The sequence below is a fragment of the Amnibacterium sp. genome, assembly GCF_051956055.1.
Lineage (GTDB): Bacteria > Actinomycetota > Actinomycetes > Actinomycetales > Microbacteriaceae > Amnibacterium.
On the sequence record NZ_JBQCGC010000018.1, the window covers coordinates 1 to 14,931 of the forward strand.

General features: G+C 72.2%; 18 protein-coding genes. 11 read left to right on the forward strand and 7 right to left on the reverse strand.

From position 1 onward, the window contains the following. Positions 1-135: 135 nt before the first annotated feature. The 4 genes from ACTHLI_RS02725 to ACTHLI_RS02740 all read right to left on the reverse strand — a co-directional run bounded on the left by ACTHLI_RS02725 (position 136) and on the right by ACTHLI_RS02740 (position 3,273). The gene (locus ACTHLI_RS02725) at positions 136-423 is read right to left on the reverse strand and encodes a WXG100 family type VII secretion target (RefSeq protein ID WP_440181309.1); all 288 of its coding nucleotides are present in this window, start codon (positions 421-423) and stop codon (positions 136-138) included. A gap of 46 nt (positions 424-469) precedes the next feature. Then, a complete protein-coding gene (locus ACTHLI_RS02730; RefSeq protein ID WP_440181310.1) occupies positions 470-2,164 on the reverse strand; it encodes a sensor histidine kinase in 1,695 nt (564 codons plus the stop codon). Positions 2,165-2,228: 64 nt separating this feature from the next. Continuing rightward, positions 2,229-2,924, reverse strand: a complete 696-nt coding sequence (locus ACTHLI_RS02735) for a response regulator transcription factor (RefSeq protein WP_119480874.1) — start codon at positions 2,922-2,924, stop codon at positions 2,229-2,231. A 73-nt stretch (positions 2,925-2,997) separates the two neighbouring features. Beyond that, positions 2,998-3,273 (reverse strand): hypothetical protein, encoded by a 276-nt coding sequence (locus tag ACTHLI_RS02740; RefSeq protein WP_440181311.1) that lies wholly within the window; start codon positions 3,271-3,273, stop codon positions 2,998-3,000. 104 nt (positions 3,274-3,377) lie between these two features. On the opposite strand from ACTHLI_RS02740, the gene ACTHLI_RS02745 reads away from it, so the two are divergent. Both ACTHLI_RS02745 and ACTHLI_RS02750 read left to right on the forward strand, forming a co-directional pair. Beyond that, a complete protein-coding gene (locus ACTHLI_RS02745) occupies positions 3,378-3,758 on the forward strand; it encodes a cold-shock protein (protein ID WP_440181312.1) in 381 nt (126 codons plus the stop codon). A gap of 8 nt (positions 3,759-3,766) precedes the next feature. Continuing rightward, positions 3,767-4,285: a DUF3027 domain-containing protein gene (locus ACTHLI_RS02750; RefSeq protein WP_440181332.1), complete on the forward strand. Its 519-nt coding sequence runs from the start codon at positions 3,767-3,769 to the stop codon at positions 4,283-4,285. 16 nt (positions 4,286-4,301) lie between these two features. On the opposite strand, the gene serC is transcribed toward ACTHLI_RS02750, so the two are convergent. After that, on the reverse strand, positions 4,302-5,429 hold the full coding sequence (serC, locus tag ACTHLI_RS02755) for a phosphoserine transaminase (RefSeq protein WP_440181313.1): 1,128 nt from the start codon (positions 5,427-5,429) through the stop codon (positions 4,302-4,304). Positions 5,430-5,519: 90 nt separating this feature from the next. Here serC and ACTHLI_RS02760 point away from each other — a divergent pair, with 90 nt between their 5' ends. The 4 genes from ACTHLI_RS02760 (at position 5,520) to ACTHLI_RS02775 (ending at position 8,968) form a co-directional block, all read left to right on the forward strand. Beyond that, positions 5,520-6,212, forward strand: a complete 693-nt coding sequence (locus ACTHLI_RS02760) for a metal-dependent transcriptional regulator (RefSeq protein ID WP_440181315.1) — start codon at positions 5,520-5,522, stop codon at positions 6,210-6,212. Between the two features lie 234 nt (positions 6,213-6,446). After that, positions 6,447-7,145 (forward strand): C40 family peptidase, encoded by a 699-nt coding sequence (locus ACTHLI_RS02765; protein ID WP_440181316.1) that lies wholly within the window; start codon positions 6,447-6,449, stop codon positions 7,143-7,145. Positions 7,146-7,526: 381 nt separating this feature from the next. Next, complete coding sequence (locus tag ACTHLI_RS02770; protein WP_440181318.1) at positions 7,527-8,024, forward strand: HNH endonuclease; 498 nt, start codon at positions 7,527-7,529, stop codon at positions 8,022-8,024. Then, the gene (locus tag ACTHLI_RS02775; protein WP_440181320.1) at positions 8,021-8,968 is read left to right on the forward strand and encodes a nucleoside hydrolase; all 948 of its coding nucleotides are present in this window, start codon (positions 8,021-8,023) and stop codon (positions 8,966-8,968) included. Before ACTHLI_RS02770 ends, ACTHLI_RS02775 begins: the two co-directional genes overlap by 4 nt. A gap of 4 nt (positions 8,969-8,972) precedes the next feature. On the opposite strand, the gene ACTHLI_RS02780 is transcribed toward ACTHLI_RS02775, so the two are convergent. Next, entirely contained in the window at positions 8,973-9,971 is a 999-nt protein-coding gene (locus tag ACTHLI_RS02780; protein WP_440181322.1) for a GAF domain-containing protein, read from the reverse strand. A gap of 239 nt (positions 9,972-10,210) precedes the next feature. Then, positions 10,211-11,110, reverse strand: a complete 900-nt coding sequence (locus ACTHLI_RS02785; protein ID WP_440181324.1) for an LLM class flavin-dependent oxidoreductase — start codon at positions 11,108-11,110, stop codon at positions 10,211-10,213. A 51-nt stretch (positions 11,111-11,161) separates the two neighbouring features. Here ACTHLI_RS02785 and ACTHLI_RS02790 point away from each other — a divergent pair, with 51 nt between their 5' ends. The 5 genes from ACTHLI_RS02790 (at position 11,162) to ACTHLI_RS02810 (ending at position 14,928) form a co-directional block, all read left to right on the forward strand. Beyond that, positions 11,162-11,389 carry a hypothetical protein gene (locus tag ACTHLI_RS02790; RefSeq protein WP_440181325.1) on the forward strand — a complete coding sequence of 76 codons (228 nt, stop codon included), beginning with the start codon at positions 11,162-11,164 and terminating at the stop codon, positions 11,387-11,389. A 111-nt stretch (positions 11,390-11,500) separates the two neighbouring features. Continuing rightward, positions 11,501-12,262: a hypothetical protein gene (locus ACTHLI_RS02795; protein ID WP_440181327.1), complete on the forward strand. Its 762-nt coding sequence runs from the start codon at positions 11,501-11,503 to the stop codon at positions 12,260-12,262. A gap of 4 nt (positions 12,263-12,266) precedes the next feature. Continuing rightward, positions 12,267-12,953, forward strand: coding sequence for a class F sortase (locus ACTHLI_RS02800; RefSeq protein ID WP_440181329.1), 687 nt, complete (start codon positions 12,267-12,269; stop codon positions 12,951-12,953). A 558-nt stretch (positions 12,954-13,511) separates the two neighbouring features. Then, positions 13,512-14,171 (forward strand): hypothetical protein, encoded by a 660-nt coding sequence (locus tag ACTHLI_RS02805; protein WP_440181330.1) that lies wholly within the window; start codon positions 13,512-13,514, stop codon positions 14,169-14,171. A gap of 70 nt (positions 14,172-14,241) precedes the next feature. Next, a complete protein-coding gene (locus ACTHLI_RS02810) occupies positions 14,242-14,928 on the forward strand; it encodes an SGNH/GDSL hydrolase family protein (RefSeq protein ID WP_440181331.1) in 687 nt (228 codons plus the stop codon). Positions 14,929-14,931: the final 3 nt, after the last annotated feature.

The window sequence follows — 14,931 nt, forward strand, 5'->3', positions numbered from 1 at the left end:
CCCCCGGGGGGGGGGCGGCCCCCGCGGGGGGGGGGGGTTTTTATTTTTTCCCCCGCCTTAGCTGGCGGTGCGGCCCCCACCCCCCGGTGGGGTGGGGCGCCCCTTCTGCATCCGCCGGCCCGGGGACGGCTCCGCTCACCCGAAGAGGCGCGCGTTCGCGAGCTCCGTCTCCACGTACTGCTGGCCCGCCACCCGGAGTGCCCGGTCGATCGAGGCCAGCACCTGCTCGACGCTCGTCTGCGTCGAACGCCACTGCTGCACGACGCCCTGGAAGGCGATCGCTGCAGCACCGGTCCAGACCCCCTGGAGCGCGTCGAGCTGGCCGTGGAGGGCGGCGACGTCGCCCTGCAGTCGCGAGACGGTGGCGGTGATCGCCCCGGCGGCGGAGTCGACGGCGTCGCTGTCGACGGTGAATCGGGTCATGGTGGCCTCCTGTTCGGTCCCGGTCGGGACGGGTGGAGGCGTCACGCTAGGAGGCGGGCTCGTTCCCGCCGGCGGTCGAGGTGGCCTGCTCGGGCTCGGCCTCGTTCTCGTCGCTGGGGAGGAGCGGAAGCGCGACTCGGAACGTCGCCCCGCCCCCCGCGGTCTCCGAGATCCCGATCGTCCCCTGATGCGCGGAGACGATCGCGGCGACGATCGCGAGACCCAGCCCGCTGCCGCCCGTGTCCCTGGTGCGGGACGAGTCGGCCCGCCAGAACCGCTGGAAGATCTTCTCCCGCACCTGCGGCGGGATCCCGTCCCCGTGGTCGATGATCTCGAGCACCGCGACGCCGCGGTCCTTGTCGCCGTACGTCGCGATCTCGATCGGGGTGCCGTCGGGGGTGAATCGGATGGCGTTCCCGATCAGGTTCGCGAGCACCTGTCGCAGCTTGTCCTCCTCCGCGAGCACGACGGGCTTCGCGGTCCCGGTGATGAGCGGCGCCGGCGCCTCGTCGACGGCGCCGTCGCGGGCACGCCTGCGCGCCCGCAGGAGGCGCGCTGAGGCGAGGCGCAGCGACCCGGTGACGCTGGCGGCGTCGGGACTCACCCCGCGCCGGAAGAGCCGGGTCGAGGTCGTGGTCGTGGCGGGGGTCTCGTCGCTGGCCTCGTCGGTGACCGGGCGCAGGATCTCCACCGTCCCGGTGGCCTGCTCGGGATCGTGCCCGATCACGCGGATCGGTCGGCTCGGCGCGAACGCCCGGGCGTCGAGTGCGGCGTCGTGCGCGAGCGGCAGCAACTCGACGACGGTGCGCTTGAGCTCGCGCGCCTCGTCCAGCCGCGCGAGGGCGAGCAGGTCCGAGACGAGGGCGCCGAGCCGGACCGCCTCCCGTTCGATGCGGTCCATCGCCTGCGCCACGTCCTCGCGGGACTGCAGCGCGCCCATCCGGTACAGCTCCGCGTAGCCGCGGACGGAGACGAGCGGCGTGCGCAGCTCGTGACTCGCATCGCCGACGAAGCGCCGCATCTGATCGATCGTCCGCGCGCGATCGGCCAGCGCGCCGTCGATCCGGTTCAGCATCCGGTTGAGCGACCGGTTGAGCCGCCCGACCTCCGTGTTGGGCGTCGTGTACCCGAGCCGCTGCCCGAAGTCGCCGTCCGCGATCGCGGCAGCGGTCCGCTCGACCTGTTTGAGCGGCGTGAAGGTCGATCCGACGAGGATGCGGGTGAGGACGCCGCCCACGACGACCACCCCCAAGCCGAACACGAAGAACAGCGTGAACAGCTGCGCGATCAGCTCGTTGATCGATCGCAACGGGGTGCCGAGGACCGCGATCGTGCCGTCGCCGAGGGTCTTCGCAGCCACCCGGAACGCCGCCGCGTTGCCCTTCTTGACCGTGAATGGGGCCTCGAACTTCCGGACGTTCGCCGCCGTGATCGAGGGCAGGTCGGGGGCGAACTCCTTCCAGAGCGGGTTCGTCTGGATGACCGTGCCGTCCGACCTGAGGTGGGCGAAGACGAACTGGGTGGCCGCCGAGTCCTCGTCCGTTGACGCCGTGGTGGGCGTCACCGTGCCGAGCGTCTGAACGATCTGCTGGTCGGTGTCCGCGATCAGGTAGTTGCGGAGCACGGTCACCACGCCGAAGCCGGAGACGACGAGCCCCAGCGTGAGCACGAGGACCGTGACGCCGGTGATCTTCGCGCGCAGCGAGATCCCGTTCCACCACTCCCCGACTGTCGCTCGCATGGTGCCGGTCATTCTGGGCGACGGGGACGGTGAGTGCGCCGAGCGCGCCGCCCTCGCGTGCGGCTCAGACCTTCGCCGCCTTCAGCATGTAGCCGAACCCGCGCTTGGTCTGGATGATCGGCTCGGCCGAGTGGGCGTCGAGCTTGCGCCGCAGGTACGAGATATACGACTCCACGATGCCGGCGTCGCCGTTGAAGTCGTACTCCCACACGTGGTCGAGGATCTGCGCCTTCGACAGCACCCGGTTCGGGTTGAGCATGAGGTAGCGCAGCAGCTTGAACTCGGTGGGGGAGAGCTCGATCGCCTCGGACCCGACGGTGACCTCGTGCGTGTCCTGGTCCATCGTCAGCTCGCCGGCGCGGATCACCGCGTCCTCCTCGGCGTGCATCGTGCGGCGCAGGATCGCCTTGATGCGCGCGACGATCTCGTCGAGGCTGAACGGCTTCGTGACGTAGTCGTCGCCGCCGACCGTGAGGCCGGTGATCTTGTCCTCGGTGTCGTCCTTCGCCGTGAGGAAGAGGATCGGTGAGGTGTACCCGGAGGCACGGAGGCGCTTGGTGACGCCGAACCCGTTCATGTCGGGGAGCATGACGTCGAGGATGATCAGGTCGGGCTCCTCCTCGAGCACCGCCGAGATCGCCTGCGCGCCGTTGCTGACGGCACGCACCGCGAACCCCGCGAAGCGCAGGCTGGTGGTGAGGAGGTCCCTGATGTTCGGCTCGTCGTCGACGATGAGGATGCGCGGTTGCTCGGAGGCCATGCGCTCAGTATCTGCGCGGTCCCTGACCAGTTCCTGAACCTTCGTCGTGTGCTTCGGCAGGGCCCGGCGAGGATCAGTGAGGACCGCGCTGAGCGCCCTGTTCGCGCGACCTCCGAACGGCCAGCACGACGAAGAGCGCGATGACGGCCAGCAGCCCGAGGGTGAGGCCGGGCAGGGGGACGAGCTGCAGCACGAGCAGGCCGCCGGAGTCGAACGCGGTCGCGGCGACGCCGGAGGCGTGCAGCACGAGGAGCGCGATCACGTCGAGCGCCGACACGCCGATCAGCGTGAAGGCCAGGGCCGCCAGCACGCGCTGGGCGCGCGGCAACCCGCGCTCCGGATCCGCCACGAGACGGAGCCTACCGGCCCTGCAGCGCTCCCCGCCGCCGCCGTTTAGGATGGGGCGGCCGAATCCGGCCCACGCCCGCAGCCCCCAGTTCTCACGAGGTCAGCATGCCCACCGGCAGAGTCAAGTTCTACGACGACAGCAAGGGGTTCGGCTTCATCACCTCGGACGACGGTGAGGAGGTCTTCCTCCACGCCTCGGCGCTGCCGGCGGGCGCGGTCGTGAAGGCCGGCACCAAGCTGGAGTTCGGCGTCGCTGCGGGCAAGCGCGGGACGCAGGCGCTGTCGGTGCGCGTGCTCGAGAACCCGCCGAGCCTGCAGCGCATGTCGCGCCCGTCCGCCGAGGACATGGCCGCGCGCATCGAGGACCTGATCAAGCTGCTCGACCGCGAGGGCGCGAACCTGCGGCGCGGGCGCTACCCGGACAGCACGCACGGTCGCCGCATCGCCTCGTTGCTGCGCCGCGTCGCCGACGACTTCGACTCCTGATCGTGCCGATGACGGTGGAGGAGCGCACGGCGCTGGCGCTCGCGGCGCTCGCCGAGGTCACCGACCCTGCTGACGTCGGCGACCTCCTCGACGCGGAGGAGGTGGAGCCGGGCGTCATCGACCTGCGGTTCGCGTGCCGGCTGCCGGCCTACGCCGACTGGCACTGGACGGTGTCGACCTCCGACCTCCCCGACACCCGGCCGACCGTGCTCGAGGTCGAGCTGCTGCCGGGCGAGGGCTCGCTGCTCGCTCCGCCGTGGGTGCCCTGGGCGGAGCGCCTCGCCGACTGGCGTCGCCAGCACCCCGACGAGCAGCACCCGGGGGAGGCCGCCGACGAGGAGTCGGAGGAGGACGAGGGCGAGCTGGACGAGGGCGAGCTGGACGAGGACGACCTGGCCGTCGACGACGACCTCGACGAGCTCGACGACGCCGAACTGCAGGGTGAGGGCGTCGACGGGGCGGATGAGCCCGATGCGGCCGACGACGAGCGCGCGCCGCGTCCCGCCGAGGAGGACCGCTCGCTCTGAGCCGGCCGGGGGCGGCTCAGGCCAGGTGCGCCACGACGTGCTCGATGCAGGCGATCAGCGCCTCCACGTCCGACGGGTCGACCGACGCGAAGGTGCCGATGCGCAGCTGGTTGCGGCCGAGCTTGCGGTACGGCTCCGTGTCGACGACACCGTTGGCCCGCAGCGTCGCCGCGACGACCGCCGCGTCGACGCCGTCGAAGTCGATGGTGACGACGACCGGGGAGCGGTCCTCGCGGCGGGCCACGAACGGGGCGGCGTAGTCGACGCGCTCCGCCCAGTCGTAGAGCAGGGAGGACGAGGTGGCGGCGCGCGCCGACGTCCAGGCGAGCCCGCCCTGCTCCTGCATCCAGCGCAGCTGCGACTCGAGCAGCACGAGCGTCGCGAGCGCGGGGGTGTTGAGGGTCTGATCCAGCCGCGAGTTGTCGACGGCGGCCTGCAGGGAGAGGAACTCGGGGATGTACCGGCCGGACGCGGCGATGCGCTCGATGCGCTCGATCGCGGCCGGGGACGCGAGCGCGAGCCAGAGGCCGCCGTCCGAGCCGAGGTTCTTCTGCGGTGCGAAGTAGTAGACGTCCGCCTGGGCGGCGTCGAAGGCGATGCCACCCGCCGCGCTCGTCGCGTCGACGACCGTGAGTGCGCCGGGGGCGTCGATCCGCGTCACCGGCGCGGCGACCCCGGTGGACGTCTCGTTGTGCGGCCACGCGTAGACGTCGACGTCGTCGACGACCTCGAGCGCGCCGCGCGTGCCCGCAGCGGCCTCCGTCACGGCGGGTGCGGCGAGCCAGGGCGTCCGGGCGGCCTTCGCGAACTTGGCGCCGAACTCGCCCCACGATCCGTGCGCGCTGCGGTGCTCGATCAGCCCGAACGCGGCCGCGTCCCAGAACGCGGTCGATCCGCCGTTGCCCAGCAGCACCTCGTAGCCCTCCGGGGCCCCGAGGAGCGCGGCCACCTGCTCGCGCACCGAGCCCACCAGCGCCTTCACCGGGCGCTGCCGGTGCGAGGTGCCGAGCAGGGTGCGGGAGGCGGCCACGAGGTCGTCGACCTGCGCCTGGCGGACCCGCGAAGGGCCGCACCCGAAGCGCCCGTCGGCGGGGAGCAGCGAGGCCGGGATCCGGAGGGTCTGCGTCAGGTCCGTCACAGGCATCAGAGCCTATTGGAGCGGCGGTCGGCGGGGGACCGGCGGCGTCACCGGCCCGCCCTACACTGAGGATCCGCCGGGGAGAGGAGTGCAGCGGTGACGGATCTCGTCGACACGACCGAGATGTACCTGCGCACCATTCTCGACCTGGAGGAGGAGGCCATCGTGCCGCTCCGGGCGCGCATCTCCGAGCGCCTCGGGCACTCCGGGCCGACGGTCTCGCAGACCATCGCCCGCATGGAGCGCGACGGCCTGGTGGTGGTGTCAGGGGACCGGCATCTCGAGCTGACCACGGCCGGCCGCACGAAGGCGGTCCACGTGCTCCGCAAGCACCGGCTCGCCGAGCGGCTGCTCAGCGACGTGATCGGCCTCGACTGGGAGTACGTGCACGAGGAGGCGTGCCGCTGGGAGCACGTCATGAGCGAGCAGGTGGAGGAGCGCCTCGTCGAGCTGCTCGGCCACCCGACCGAGTCCCCGTACGGCAACCCGATCCCGCCGCTCGACGACCTCAGCGCGTCGCCGTCCGTCCGATTCCTCGACGGCGTCGTATCGCTCGTGCCGCACGTGCGCGACAGCAGCGGATCCGTCCGCGTGGTGATCCGGCGGCTGGGGGAGCCGGCGCAGTTCGACCCGGAGCTGCTCGGTGAGCTGAAGGCGACCGGGGTCGTTCCGGGTGCCTCCGCGATCGCGACGGCGACGCCCACCGGGGTGCGGCTCGAGGTCGACGGCTTCGAGGAGGCGCTCGAGGTGCCCGCCGAGGTCGCGGTGCACGTCTTCGTCCAGCGCTGACCTCCTCCTTCGATCGCGTGTCGAAGGTTCCCGCGCGTCGCGCCGCGCGGATCGTGAGCCGCTCGTTACCGTGAGTCCTGGTTTCGGGGGCACGGCGCCCCCGGGCGGACTGCGCAGGGGGTGCACATGGGGGGAGCGGCTGGTCTCGACGGGTCGCGGACCACCGATCGTGCGTCCGGTGCACGCTCGAACGTCCGGCCCGACGCCCGGCGCGGTCGCCGCGCCGCTCCGCCCGTGCACGACCGTACGACGCCGGCCGCCTCGAAGCGCGCGCCCTCGAAGGTGCTGCTCTCGGCGCTCGTGATGACGTTCGCGGCTGCGCTCGTCGCCACCATCGCCCTGCCCTCCTACGCCGTGAACCCGGTCCAGCGCGAGACGGCGGCGGGGCGGCATCTGACGAGGACCGGGCAGCAGACCTTCTCCGCGGGCGACCAGGTCGTCTCCGCGAAGCTCGGTCGCGACACCTTCCAGGCCACCTCGTCCGCGACGCTGCTCCGGCGCGCCTACGCGGCGGAGTTCGCCTCGTACACCGGCCCGAGCGCCGCCGACTACCTGAAGGCGTACGTCTCGAATCCGGCGCACCCGCCGTTCAGCCTGAACGCGGTGTTCAACACGGCGCTCACCTACCGGGGCGTGCCCTACGTCTTCGGCGGGGCCGATCCGAGCGGTTTCGACTGCTCCGGCTTCATCATGTTCGTCTACGCGCAGTACGGCGTGAACCTGCCGCACTCGGTCCGCATGCAGGACGGGATCGGCACACCGATCTCTGAGGCGGACGCCCAGCCGGGCGACGTGGTGATCTTCAACGACGACTCGCACGACGGCTTCTACGCCGGCAACGGAATGATCCTCCACGCGCCGTATCCGGGTGCGCGGGTGCGCGTGCAGAAGCTGTGGACCACCGCCGTGCACTTCGAGCGCTTCGGGATCTGAGCCCCTCCGGCCCCCTCGCGCCGGGTGAACGATCCGTTACGGTCGCGTTCCACTTGCCGTCGCGCGCGCCGCGACGTCGGTGACGTCCCCTAGCCTGGCGCTCGAGACTCCGACGGAGGGATCGCGTGATGGGCGAGTGCAGGTGCGGACGGTCCACGTCCGTCGTCCTGCTCGGGGCCCGTCACCGCAGCGTCGATCAGCATCGGCACGCCATACCGTCAGCGGAGCGTGGGAAGCAGGGTGTCGTCCGTCGGGCGGCGCCCTTTTTCGTCCCCGGGCGCACCACGCCCGGGGCGCGTTCCGGAGCCCGCGGCTCCCGCCGCGGACCCGAGTCGCGTCGAACCCCTGCAAGCCGTGCAGGCCGTTTCGAGAGGAACCCTCATGCGCACCCTCGTCCTGAACGCCGGATACGAGCCGCTCGCGGTCGTGTCCTTCAAACGCGCGCTCGTGCTCGTGCTGAACGGGAAAGCGACCGTCGTCTCGGCGGATGAGCGTCACCCGGTCTTCGCGGCCTCCGGATCCTGGGACCGGCCGAGCGTCATCGTCCTGACCCGGTACGTTCGGATGCCGGGCCTTCGACGCGTGCCGGTCACGCGGCGGGGAGTGCTGCGGCGGGACGAGTTCCGCTGCTGCTACTGCGGCAGGGGTGCGACGACGATCGATCACGTGCTGCCCCGCTCGCGCGGCGGTGCGGACAGCTGGGAGAACCTGGCCGCCTGCTGCCTCGCGTGCAACAACACGAAGGGCGACAGGACGCCCGCGGAGATGGGGTGGACGTTGAGGACGACGCCGAAGATGCCGCACGGCACGAGCTGGCTGGTGCGCGGGGTCGAGCGCCCGCAGCCCGAGTGGCACGAGTACCTGGCTGCGGCCGCGTGAGCGGCGCGCCCTGGTACTTCGACTGCGACACGGGCATCGACGACGCGTTGACGCTCGGGCTGCTCGTGGCCGAGGGGGCCGACCTGAAGGGGATCGGCAGCGTGAGCGGCAACCTGTCGGCGGCGGGCGGAGCGCGCAACACCCTCGATCTGATGGCGCTCATGGGACGGCCCGACGTGCCGGTCGCGGTCGGTGCGCACGATCCGATCGGCGGGGTGTTCGGCGGCGGTGCCGAGTTCGTCCACGGCGCGAACGGCATCGGCGAGGTCGAGCTGCCGCACGTCGGCGAGCCGGTGGCCGAGTCGGCGGCGGCGATGCTGGTGCGGCTCGCGCACGAGCATCCCGGCACCCTCCGCGTGCTCGCCGTCGGTCCGCTCACGAACCTCGCGCTCGCACTGGAGCTCGAGCCCGAGCTGCCGTCGCTCGTCGCCGACGTCGTGATCATGGGCGGCGCGGCGCTCGTTCCTGGCAACGTCAGCGCCGTCGCCGAGGCGAACATCTGGAACGACCCGATCGCCGCGCAGGCCGTGTTCGACGCGGCGTGGCCCGTGACCATGGTGGGTCTCGACGTCACGATGCTCGCCCGCTTCGAGGAGTCGCACCGCACCGAGCTGGCCGCCGGCGGTGCCGCCCCCGCCGCGCTCGCGGCCATGCTCGACGTGTACTTCCAGTACTACACGCCGATCCTCGGCCGTCCCTCCTGCGCGCTGCACGATCCGCTCGCGGCGGCGATCGCGCTGGGCGTCGTCGTGCCGACCCTCGCCCCGGTCGCGCCCGTCGAGGTGGACACGACGGACGGGCCCGGTCGCGGGCAGACGCTCGTCGACCTGCGCGGCCGGTTCGTCGGCTACCCGGCGCAGCCCGATGTGCGGCACACGGTGCCGCTCGAGATCGCCGAGGGGTTCGGGGACCGGCTGCTGGAATCGCTCCTGCGGCTGCCCTGACCGCTCAGGAGGCGGGGCTGCGGAACCGCCACATCCGCTCCTGCGCCGCGACGGCGAGGTCCCGGAGGGCGACGAGGTCCTCCTCCGCCACCCCGTCGCGCGGCGCCGGGTCGAAGACGCAGAGCGAGCCGAGCGGCGCCCCGTTCTCGGCCTCGATCCGGTAGCCCGCGTAGAAGCGGACGTCGCCGCTCTTGACGTCAGGGTTGCGCTGGAAGCGCAGGTCCAGCTGCGCGTCGCCGACGATGAGGCCGCCGTAGGTGCGCAGGACGCGGTTGCAGATCGTCTGGCCCCTGCGGATCACCTTGTGCGGGAAACCGACGGTGACGCCGTACCGGGCGTAGTCGGCGTCGATGATGCTGAGGGCCGCCGAGGAGGTGCCGTACGCCCGCTTGGCGTCCTCCACGATCGCCTGGAACTCGGCGACCCAGCGCCGGTCCCGCGGAGGCAGGGCATCGACGGCGTCGAGCCGGAGGTCCTCGTCGAAGTGGTCGTCGGGCAGGAATCGGACCATCGGGTCGATCAGGCTCGGTGCTGTGACGCCGGCGATCGCGGCGGCCCAGCGGGAGCCTCCGCTCGTGCGGGGCTCCTCCAGGCGGACCACGGGGATGAGCGGGTCGAGCTCGCGGCGGAGCGTGAGCGCGACCTCGTCCTGCTCGGGGGCGGGCGCCGATGCCGGAGGCAGCACGAGCACCGTCGCGGATCCGACCGTCAGCCGGGGCCGCAGCTCGTCGACGAGCCGCCTGGCCTCATCGATGATCGAGCGGTCGTCGCGCTCCGGCTCGAGCAGGAGCACGGCGGCGTCGTACCGGGACAGGTCCCGGTCGAGCGGTGGTGCGACCGGCAGGGCCTCGACGTCGACGCCGTGCCCGGTCCGGGTGGCCAGGGCGTCCGCCAGCGCGGCGACGCCGTCGAGAGGGACCTCGCCGATCAGCAGGACCCGGTAGGGGGCCGGCCCGGACGCGGAGGCCTTACCGGCAGTGGAGGTCGGGGTGGTCGCGGTCACGGTCGCTCTCCTTCGGCTTCTGGCGGTGAGCGGGGCACGGCGCGGAACGGCCATGTGCCTGATGCATCGACGGTATTCGTGCTGCCGGATGAGCGCTGCCCCCACGCCCCGGCCCCGTCTGTGAGTTCTCCCGGCGATCGGGCGGGAACGCGACCTTGCATGCGCCTCCGCACGACGATCCGTGCACTCGACGCGGCAGGCGGTCCGGGGCGCCACTCGTACTGGGGTGCACCCCCTGATCAGGGACTGGTCTCGGGCAGGCGCCCGTGCTGCCGGAGGCGCGCCGCCACCCGACCGGCCTGCTCGGTCCAGGCCGCCAGATCGGGTTCGTGCGAGCGGGACTGCAGCAGCACGGTCGTCGCGCCGGCTTCGGCGAAGTCGCGAACCACCTGTGCGACGGCGTCCTCGTCTCCCATCGCCGCGAACCGGCGCTCGCCCTCGAGGTGCCACAGGTCGAACTCCGCCTCCATGCGTTCCTCGGCCCCGGGGCCGAACTCGGCGTTCACGAACACCACGACCTCGTGGGCGCCGCTGCGGCCCGCCGCGCCCCGGGACGCGCCGATGCGCTCCACCGCGCTCCGCACCATCGCCGGCGTCGTCCCGGTGGTGAGCACCGTGCCGTCCGCGACCTCGCCGGTCAGGGCGATCGTCTTCGGACCCTCGCCCGCCGCGAGCACCGGGACGCGCCCCTCCGGCGGCCAGTCGAGGCGCACCCGGTCGAGCCGGACGTAGCGTCCGTCCGCCGTGACCTCCTCACCGGCGAGCAGGCGGCGGAGGGCCGGCACGTACTCGCGCATGAGGGTGAGCGGGGAGGCGACCCTCGCGCCGACCTGGCCCATCCAGTCGAGGACGCCGTGCCCGACGCCGAACCGCGACCGGCCGGGGAAGAGGCGCTCGATCGTCGCCATCTCCATGGCGGTGATCGCGACGTTGCGCAGCGGCATCGGCAGGATGCCAACGCCGATCCGCAGGTTGCTGGTGGCCGCGAGCGCCGCCACCAGTGCGGCGATCCCGCTCTCCTTGAAGCAGTCCTCGAAGACCCAGAGCTCGTCGAGCCCGGCCCGCTCCGCGTCGACCGCGGCGGCCCGCAGGCGCTCGGGCGGGAAGCTGGGCTGGAAGATCATCCCCATCGACGTCATCGCACCAGTCTGCCCGGCCCGTCCCACAGGTGTCGGCGTACGCTCCCGCGCATGCGAGGCGCGCCCTGGGAAGGGCTCTTCTACGGCTTCGTCGTCGAGGTCGTCGTCGGCGTCGGAGCGCTGATCTACGGCTTGAGCACTCCCGACTTCCTCAGCCGCGCGCTCGCCTGGGCCCTGTTCGCGCTCGTGGTCGTCCTCGCGGTCAGAACGCTGCGACGCGCGGGTTCGCAGCGGGACGACCCGGGCAGGCCCGTCGGCCGCTGGTGGTTCGGCGGCTGAGGGAGGACTGGGAACAGCGATCGATCCCAACCCGGATGCGGAGGCGCTCCGAAGGTCAGGTACTTGCATCTCTGCAAAGAAGAGGTGCAGTCCAACGGGAAGGGATCCCCGATGAAGAAGAAGGCACTGCTGATCGCCCCAGCACTCGCGCTGGGACTGGCGGCATTCGCGTCCACCCCGGCGTTCGCGTCGAGCGGTGACTCGTACCAGGCCACGCTGAACCCGCTGAACCACAGCGGCGCATCCGGCACGGTGACCGTCCAGGTCACCGGCGACCAGGCGACCGTGCGGTTGCACGCGAGCGGCCTCGCGAGCACGTTCAACGGAGGTGCGTTCCCGCACGTCGCGCACATCCACATCGGCGGCCAGCACACCTGCCCGCCCGCCTCCGCGGACAAGAACGGTGACGGCGTCGTCTCGACCCCGGAGGCCGCGGGGTACTACGGGACCATCGGCACCACGCTCAGCTCGAGCGGCGGCACCGGTGCGGATCAGGCGCTGAACGTGAAGGTGCCGGCCATCTCCGGCTCCTCCGGGACCTACCAGCGCACGGTCACGCTGAACGCCGCCACGAAGGCGGCGCTCGCGAAGAACACCGGCGTGGTGGTCGTGCACGGGCTGAACCCGAGCACGCTCAGCTCCAAGGCGCAGAAGGAGAAGAGCCCGCTGACCTCGTCGCTGCCGCTCGCCGCGACCGCACCGGCCCTCTGCGGTGCGCTCGTGTCGTCGCAGATGGCCATGCCGGCCGGCGGCGCCGCGACCGGTGGTGGACCCGCCCCGGTCCAGACCGGCATGCTCGCGCTCGGCGGGGGCCTCGTGCTCGCCGCGGGTGGCGCGCTCGTCGCTCGTCGTCGCTTCTCGAAGGCGGACTGAGCGCATGACCAACCAGCACCGCCGCACCAGCCGCATCATGACCGGTGCGGCGGTGCTGCTCACAGCCGCCGGCGTCACGGCGATCGGGTTCGGACTCCGCGGGCCGCAGGGTGCTCCTCCGGGCACCGCCGCCCTCGCCGCACCGGCGGTGTCGTCCGCGACGCCGACCTCGGCGCCGACCACCCCGGCACCGACACCCACGTCGACACCGACCCCGGAGCACCTCGCCCGATCCGTGCCGGTGCGCCTCCGGATCCCGAGCATCGGGCTCGACACCGCGGTCAGTCAGCTCGGGCTGAACCCGGACGGCACCATCCAGGTGCCCGGCTACGACAAGCACGACCCCGCGGGCTGGTACCGCGGCTCTCCCAGCCCTGGCCAGATCGGCCCGGCCGTGTTCGTCGGGCACGTGGCCACCTACAAGGCCGGTCCGACCGTCTTCTACCGGCTGGCGCAGGTGAAGCCCGGCGCGAAGGTGGCCGTCACCCTCCGGGACGGCGTGACCGCGGAGTTCGTCGTCGACCGGACCAAGAACGAGCCCAAGGCGAACTTCCCGCAGCTGGAGGTGTACGGCAACACCCCGGATTCGGAGCTGCGGCTGATCACCTGCGGCGGCGACTGGAACCCCACCACCCACGAGTACTCCGCGAACACGGTCGTGTTCGCCCACCTCACCGGAGCGGACGGGTAGGGGTCGCCAGGCGTTCGATCCGCGCTAGTCCGAGAAGGTCCAGGCCGCGCTGCACCCTTCGCACCGAGCGGCCCAGTCCCTGGACACCGCGGGGGCAGCAGCCCCGTCGACCGGTGCCCGTTCGATCAGCACGGTGCCGGACTCGCCGCATCGTGGGCACGAGATCATCGGGGCACGTCCTCTCCTCGCCCGGGCGCACCCCGGAGCGGCGGTGATCGTCTCACCTGTGATCGCCCGCCCAGGGGGAATGCACGCGATGCCGAAGGGGCACCGCGTGTCGGTGCATGGAGCGCCGTGGCCAGGCCTGACAGCGACCTGGAAGGTGGCGCCTCCTGTGCCCGTTCCCGCCGTCGAACGGCCCGACGCCCGGCCGTCGAGCCGTAGCATTCGAGGACGGGGAGCACGCCTGCTGGGGCGTTTCACCGGGTTCGACTCCCGGGCTCTCCACCACTCACCGGTGAGCCGGCGGCTGCGTGACGGAGAAGGCGGTCCAGTGACACAGGCGTCGCACGGCGTGCCGCGCTGCGGCGAGCCGACCTGCCGCAGCGGGCGGACGCCGTGACCTCAGCCGCGCGGCGCTCGCCGGACGAGGAGCAACGGTGGGCTGCGCTCCTGGCCGTGCTCGTGGCCGTGCTCGTCCAGGTCGCGCTGCCCGACCACCTCACCCTCGGACCGACGTGGCTGCTGCCGGCGATCGAAGCCGCGCTGGCGATCGCGCTGCTCATCGCGCATCCGTTCCGGCATCGACTCGAGGCGACGATCCTGCGGCGGGGCAGCATGCTGCTCGTCGCGGTCATCAGCGTCGCGAACGGCTTCAGCGCCGTGCTGCTCATCCGCGGCCTCATCCACGGGTCGATCCAGGGCGGCGCACCCGCCCTGCTCGCGAGCGGCGCCGGCATCTACCTGACCAACATCATCGCCTTCGCGCTCTGGTACTGGGAGCTGGCCGGAGGCGGGCCGGCTGCGAGGGCGGAAGGACGAGCGGCGACGCCCGACTTCCTCTTCCCGCAGATGACGAGCCCGTCCCTCGCGCCGCCGTCGTGGAGGCCCACGTTCATCGACTTCCTCTACGTCAGCTTCACCAACGCGACCGCGTTCAGCCCGACGGACACGATGCCGCTCAGCCGGTGGGCCAAGATGCTCATGCTCCTGCAGAGCGCGATCGCGCTGCTGACGGTCTCGCTCGTCATCGCCCGCGCCGTCAACATCTTCCACTGAGGCCGGGGCATAGGGAACGCTGAGCCCAGACCGGGCTGATGCTTCGGCCGCGCGCAGACACTGGATGCTCGTGCAGCAGTCGACGCGTGGTCCGAGCCTGACGCGGAGGGCCTCGCTGCTCGGGGCCTTCGGCGCCACGATGGCACTCGCCGCCGGATCTGGTCCTGCTGCCGCGACGGCTGCGAGGACGAGGAGCGGCATCTACCTGCTCGGGGACTCGTGGGCCGCCGGCCTGCACGCGGATCCGGCGAAGGCGCTGGGGCAGGTCGCTGCGTCGATCCTCGGGACGACGATCGACGTCGATGCCGTCTCCGGCACCGGCTACGTCGATACCGACGACACCCAGAACTACCTCGACCGCGCACGGGCCGCCAGCGGCTCGGCCCGCCTCGTCGTGGTGCAGGGCGGAAGCAACGACCGCTCGCAGTCGGATGCGGACATCACCGCCAACGCCTCCGCCACCTACGCGGCCCTCCGTCGGGCCTTCCCGACAGCCGAGCTGCTGGCGCTCGGCCCGGGCCCCGATCCGGAGCCCGTCACGGACCGGCAGCGGGCCCTCGACGCGACGCTCGAGGCCGCGGCGAGGGCGAGCGGTGTCGAGTACGTCTCGATGCTCAAGACGCACTGGATCCCGGAGGGGCAGTCGGATGCGGTCATCGATCCGAGCACGGCCCACCCGACCGTCGAGGGTCAGGCGTACCTCGGTACGCGGCTCGCCGCCACGATCCGGCTGCACCACCCCTCGATGTTCGCCTGACGC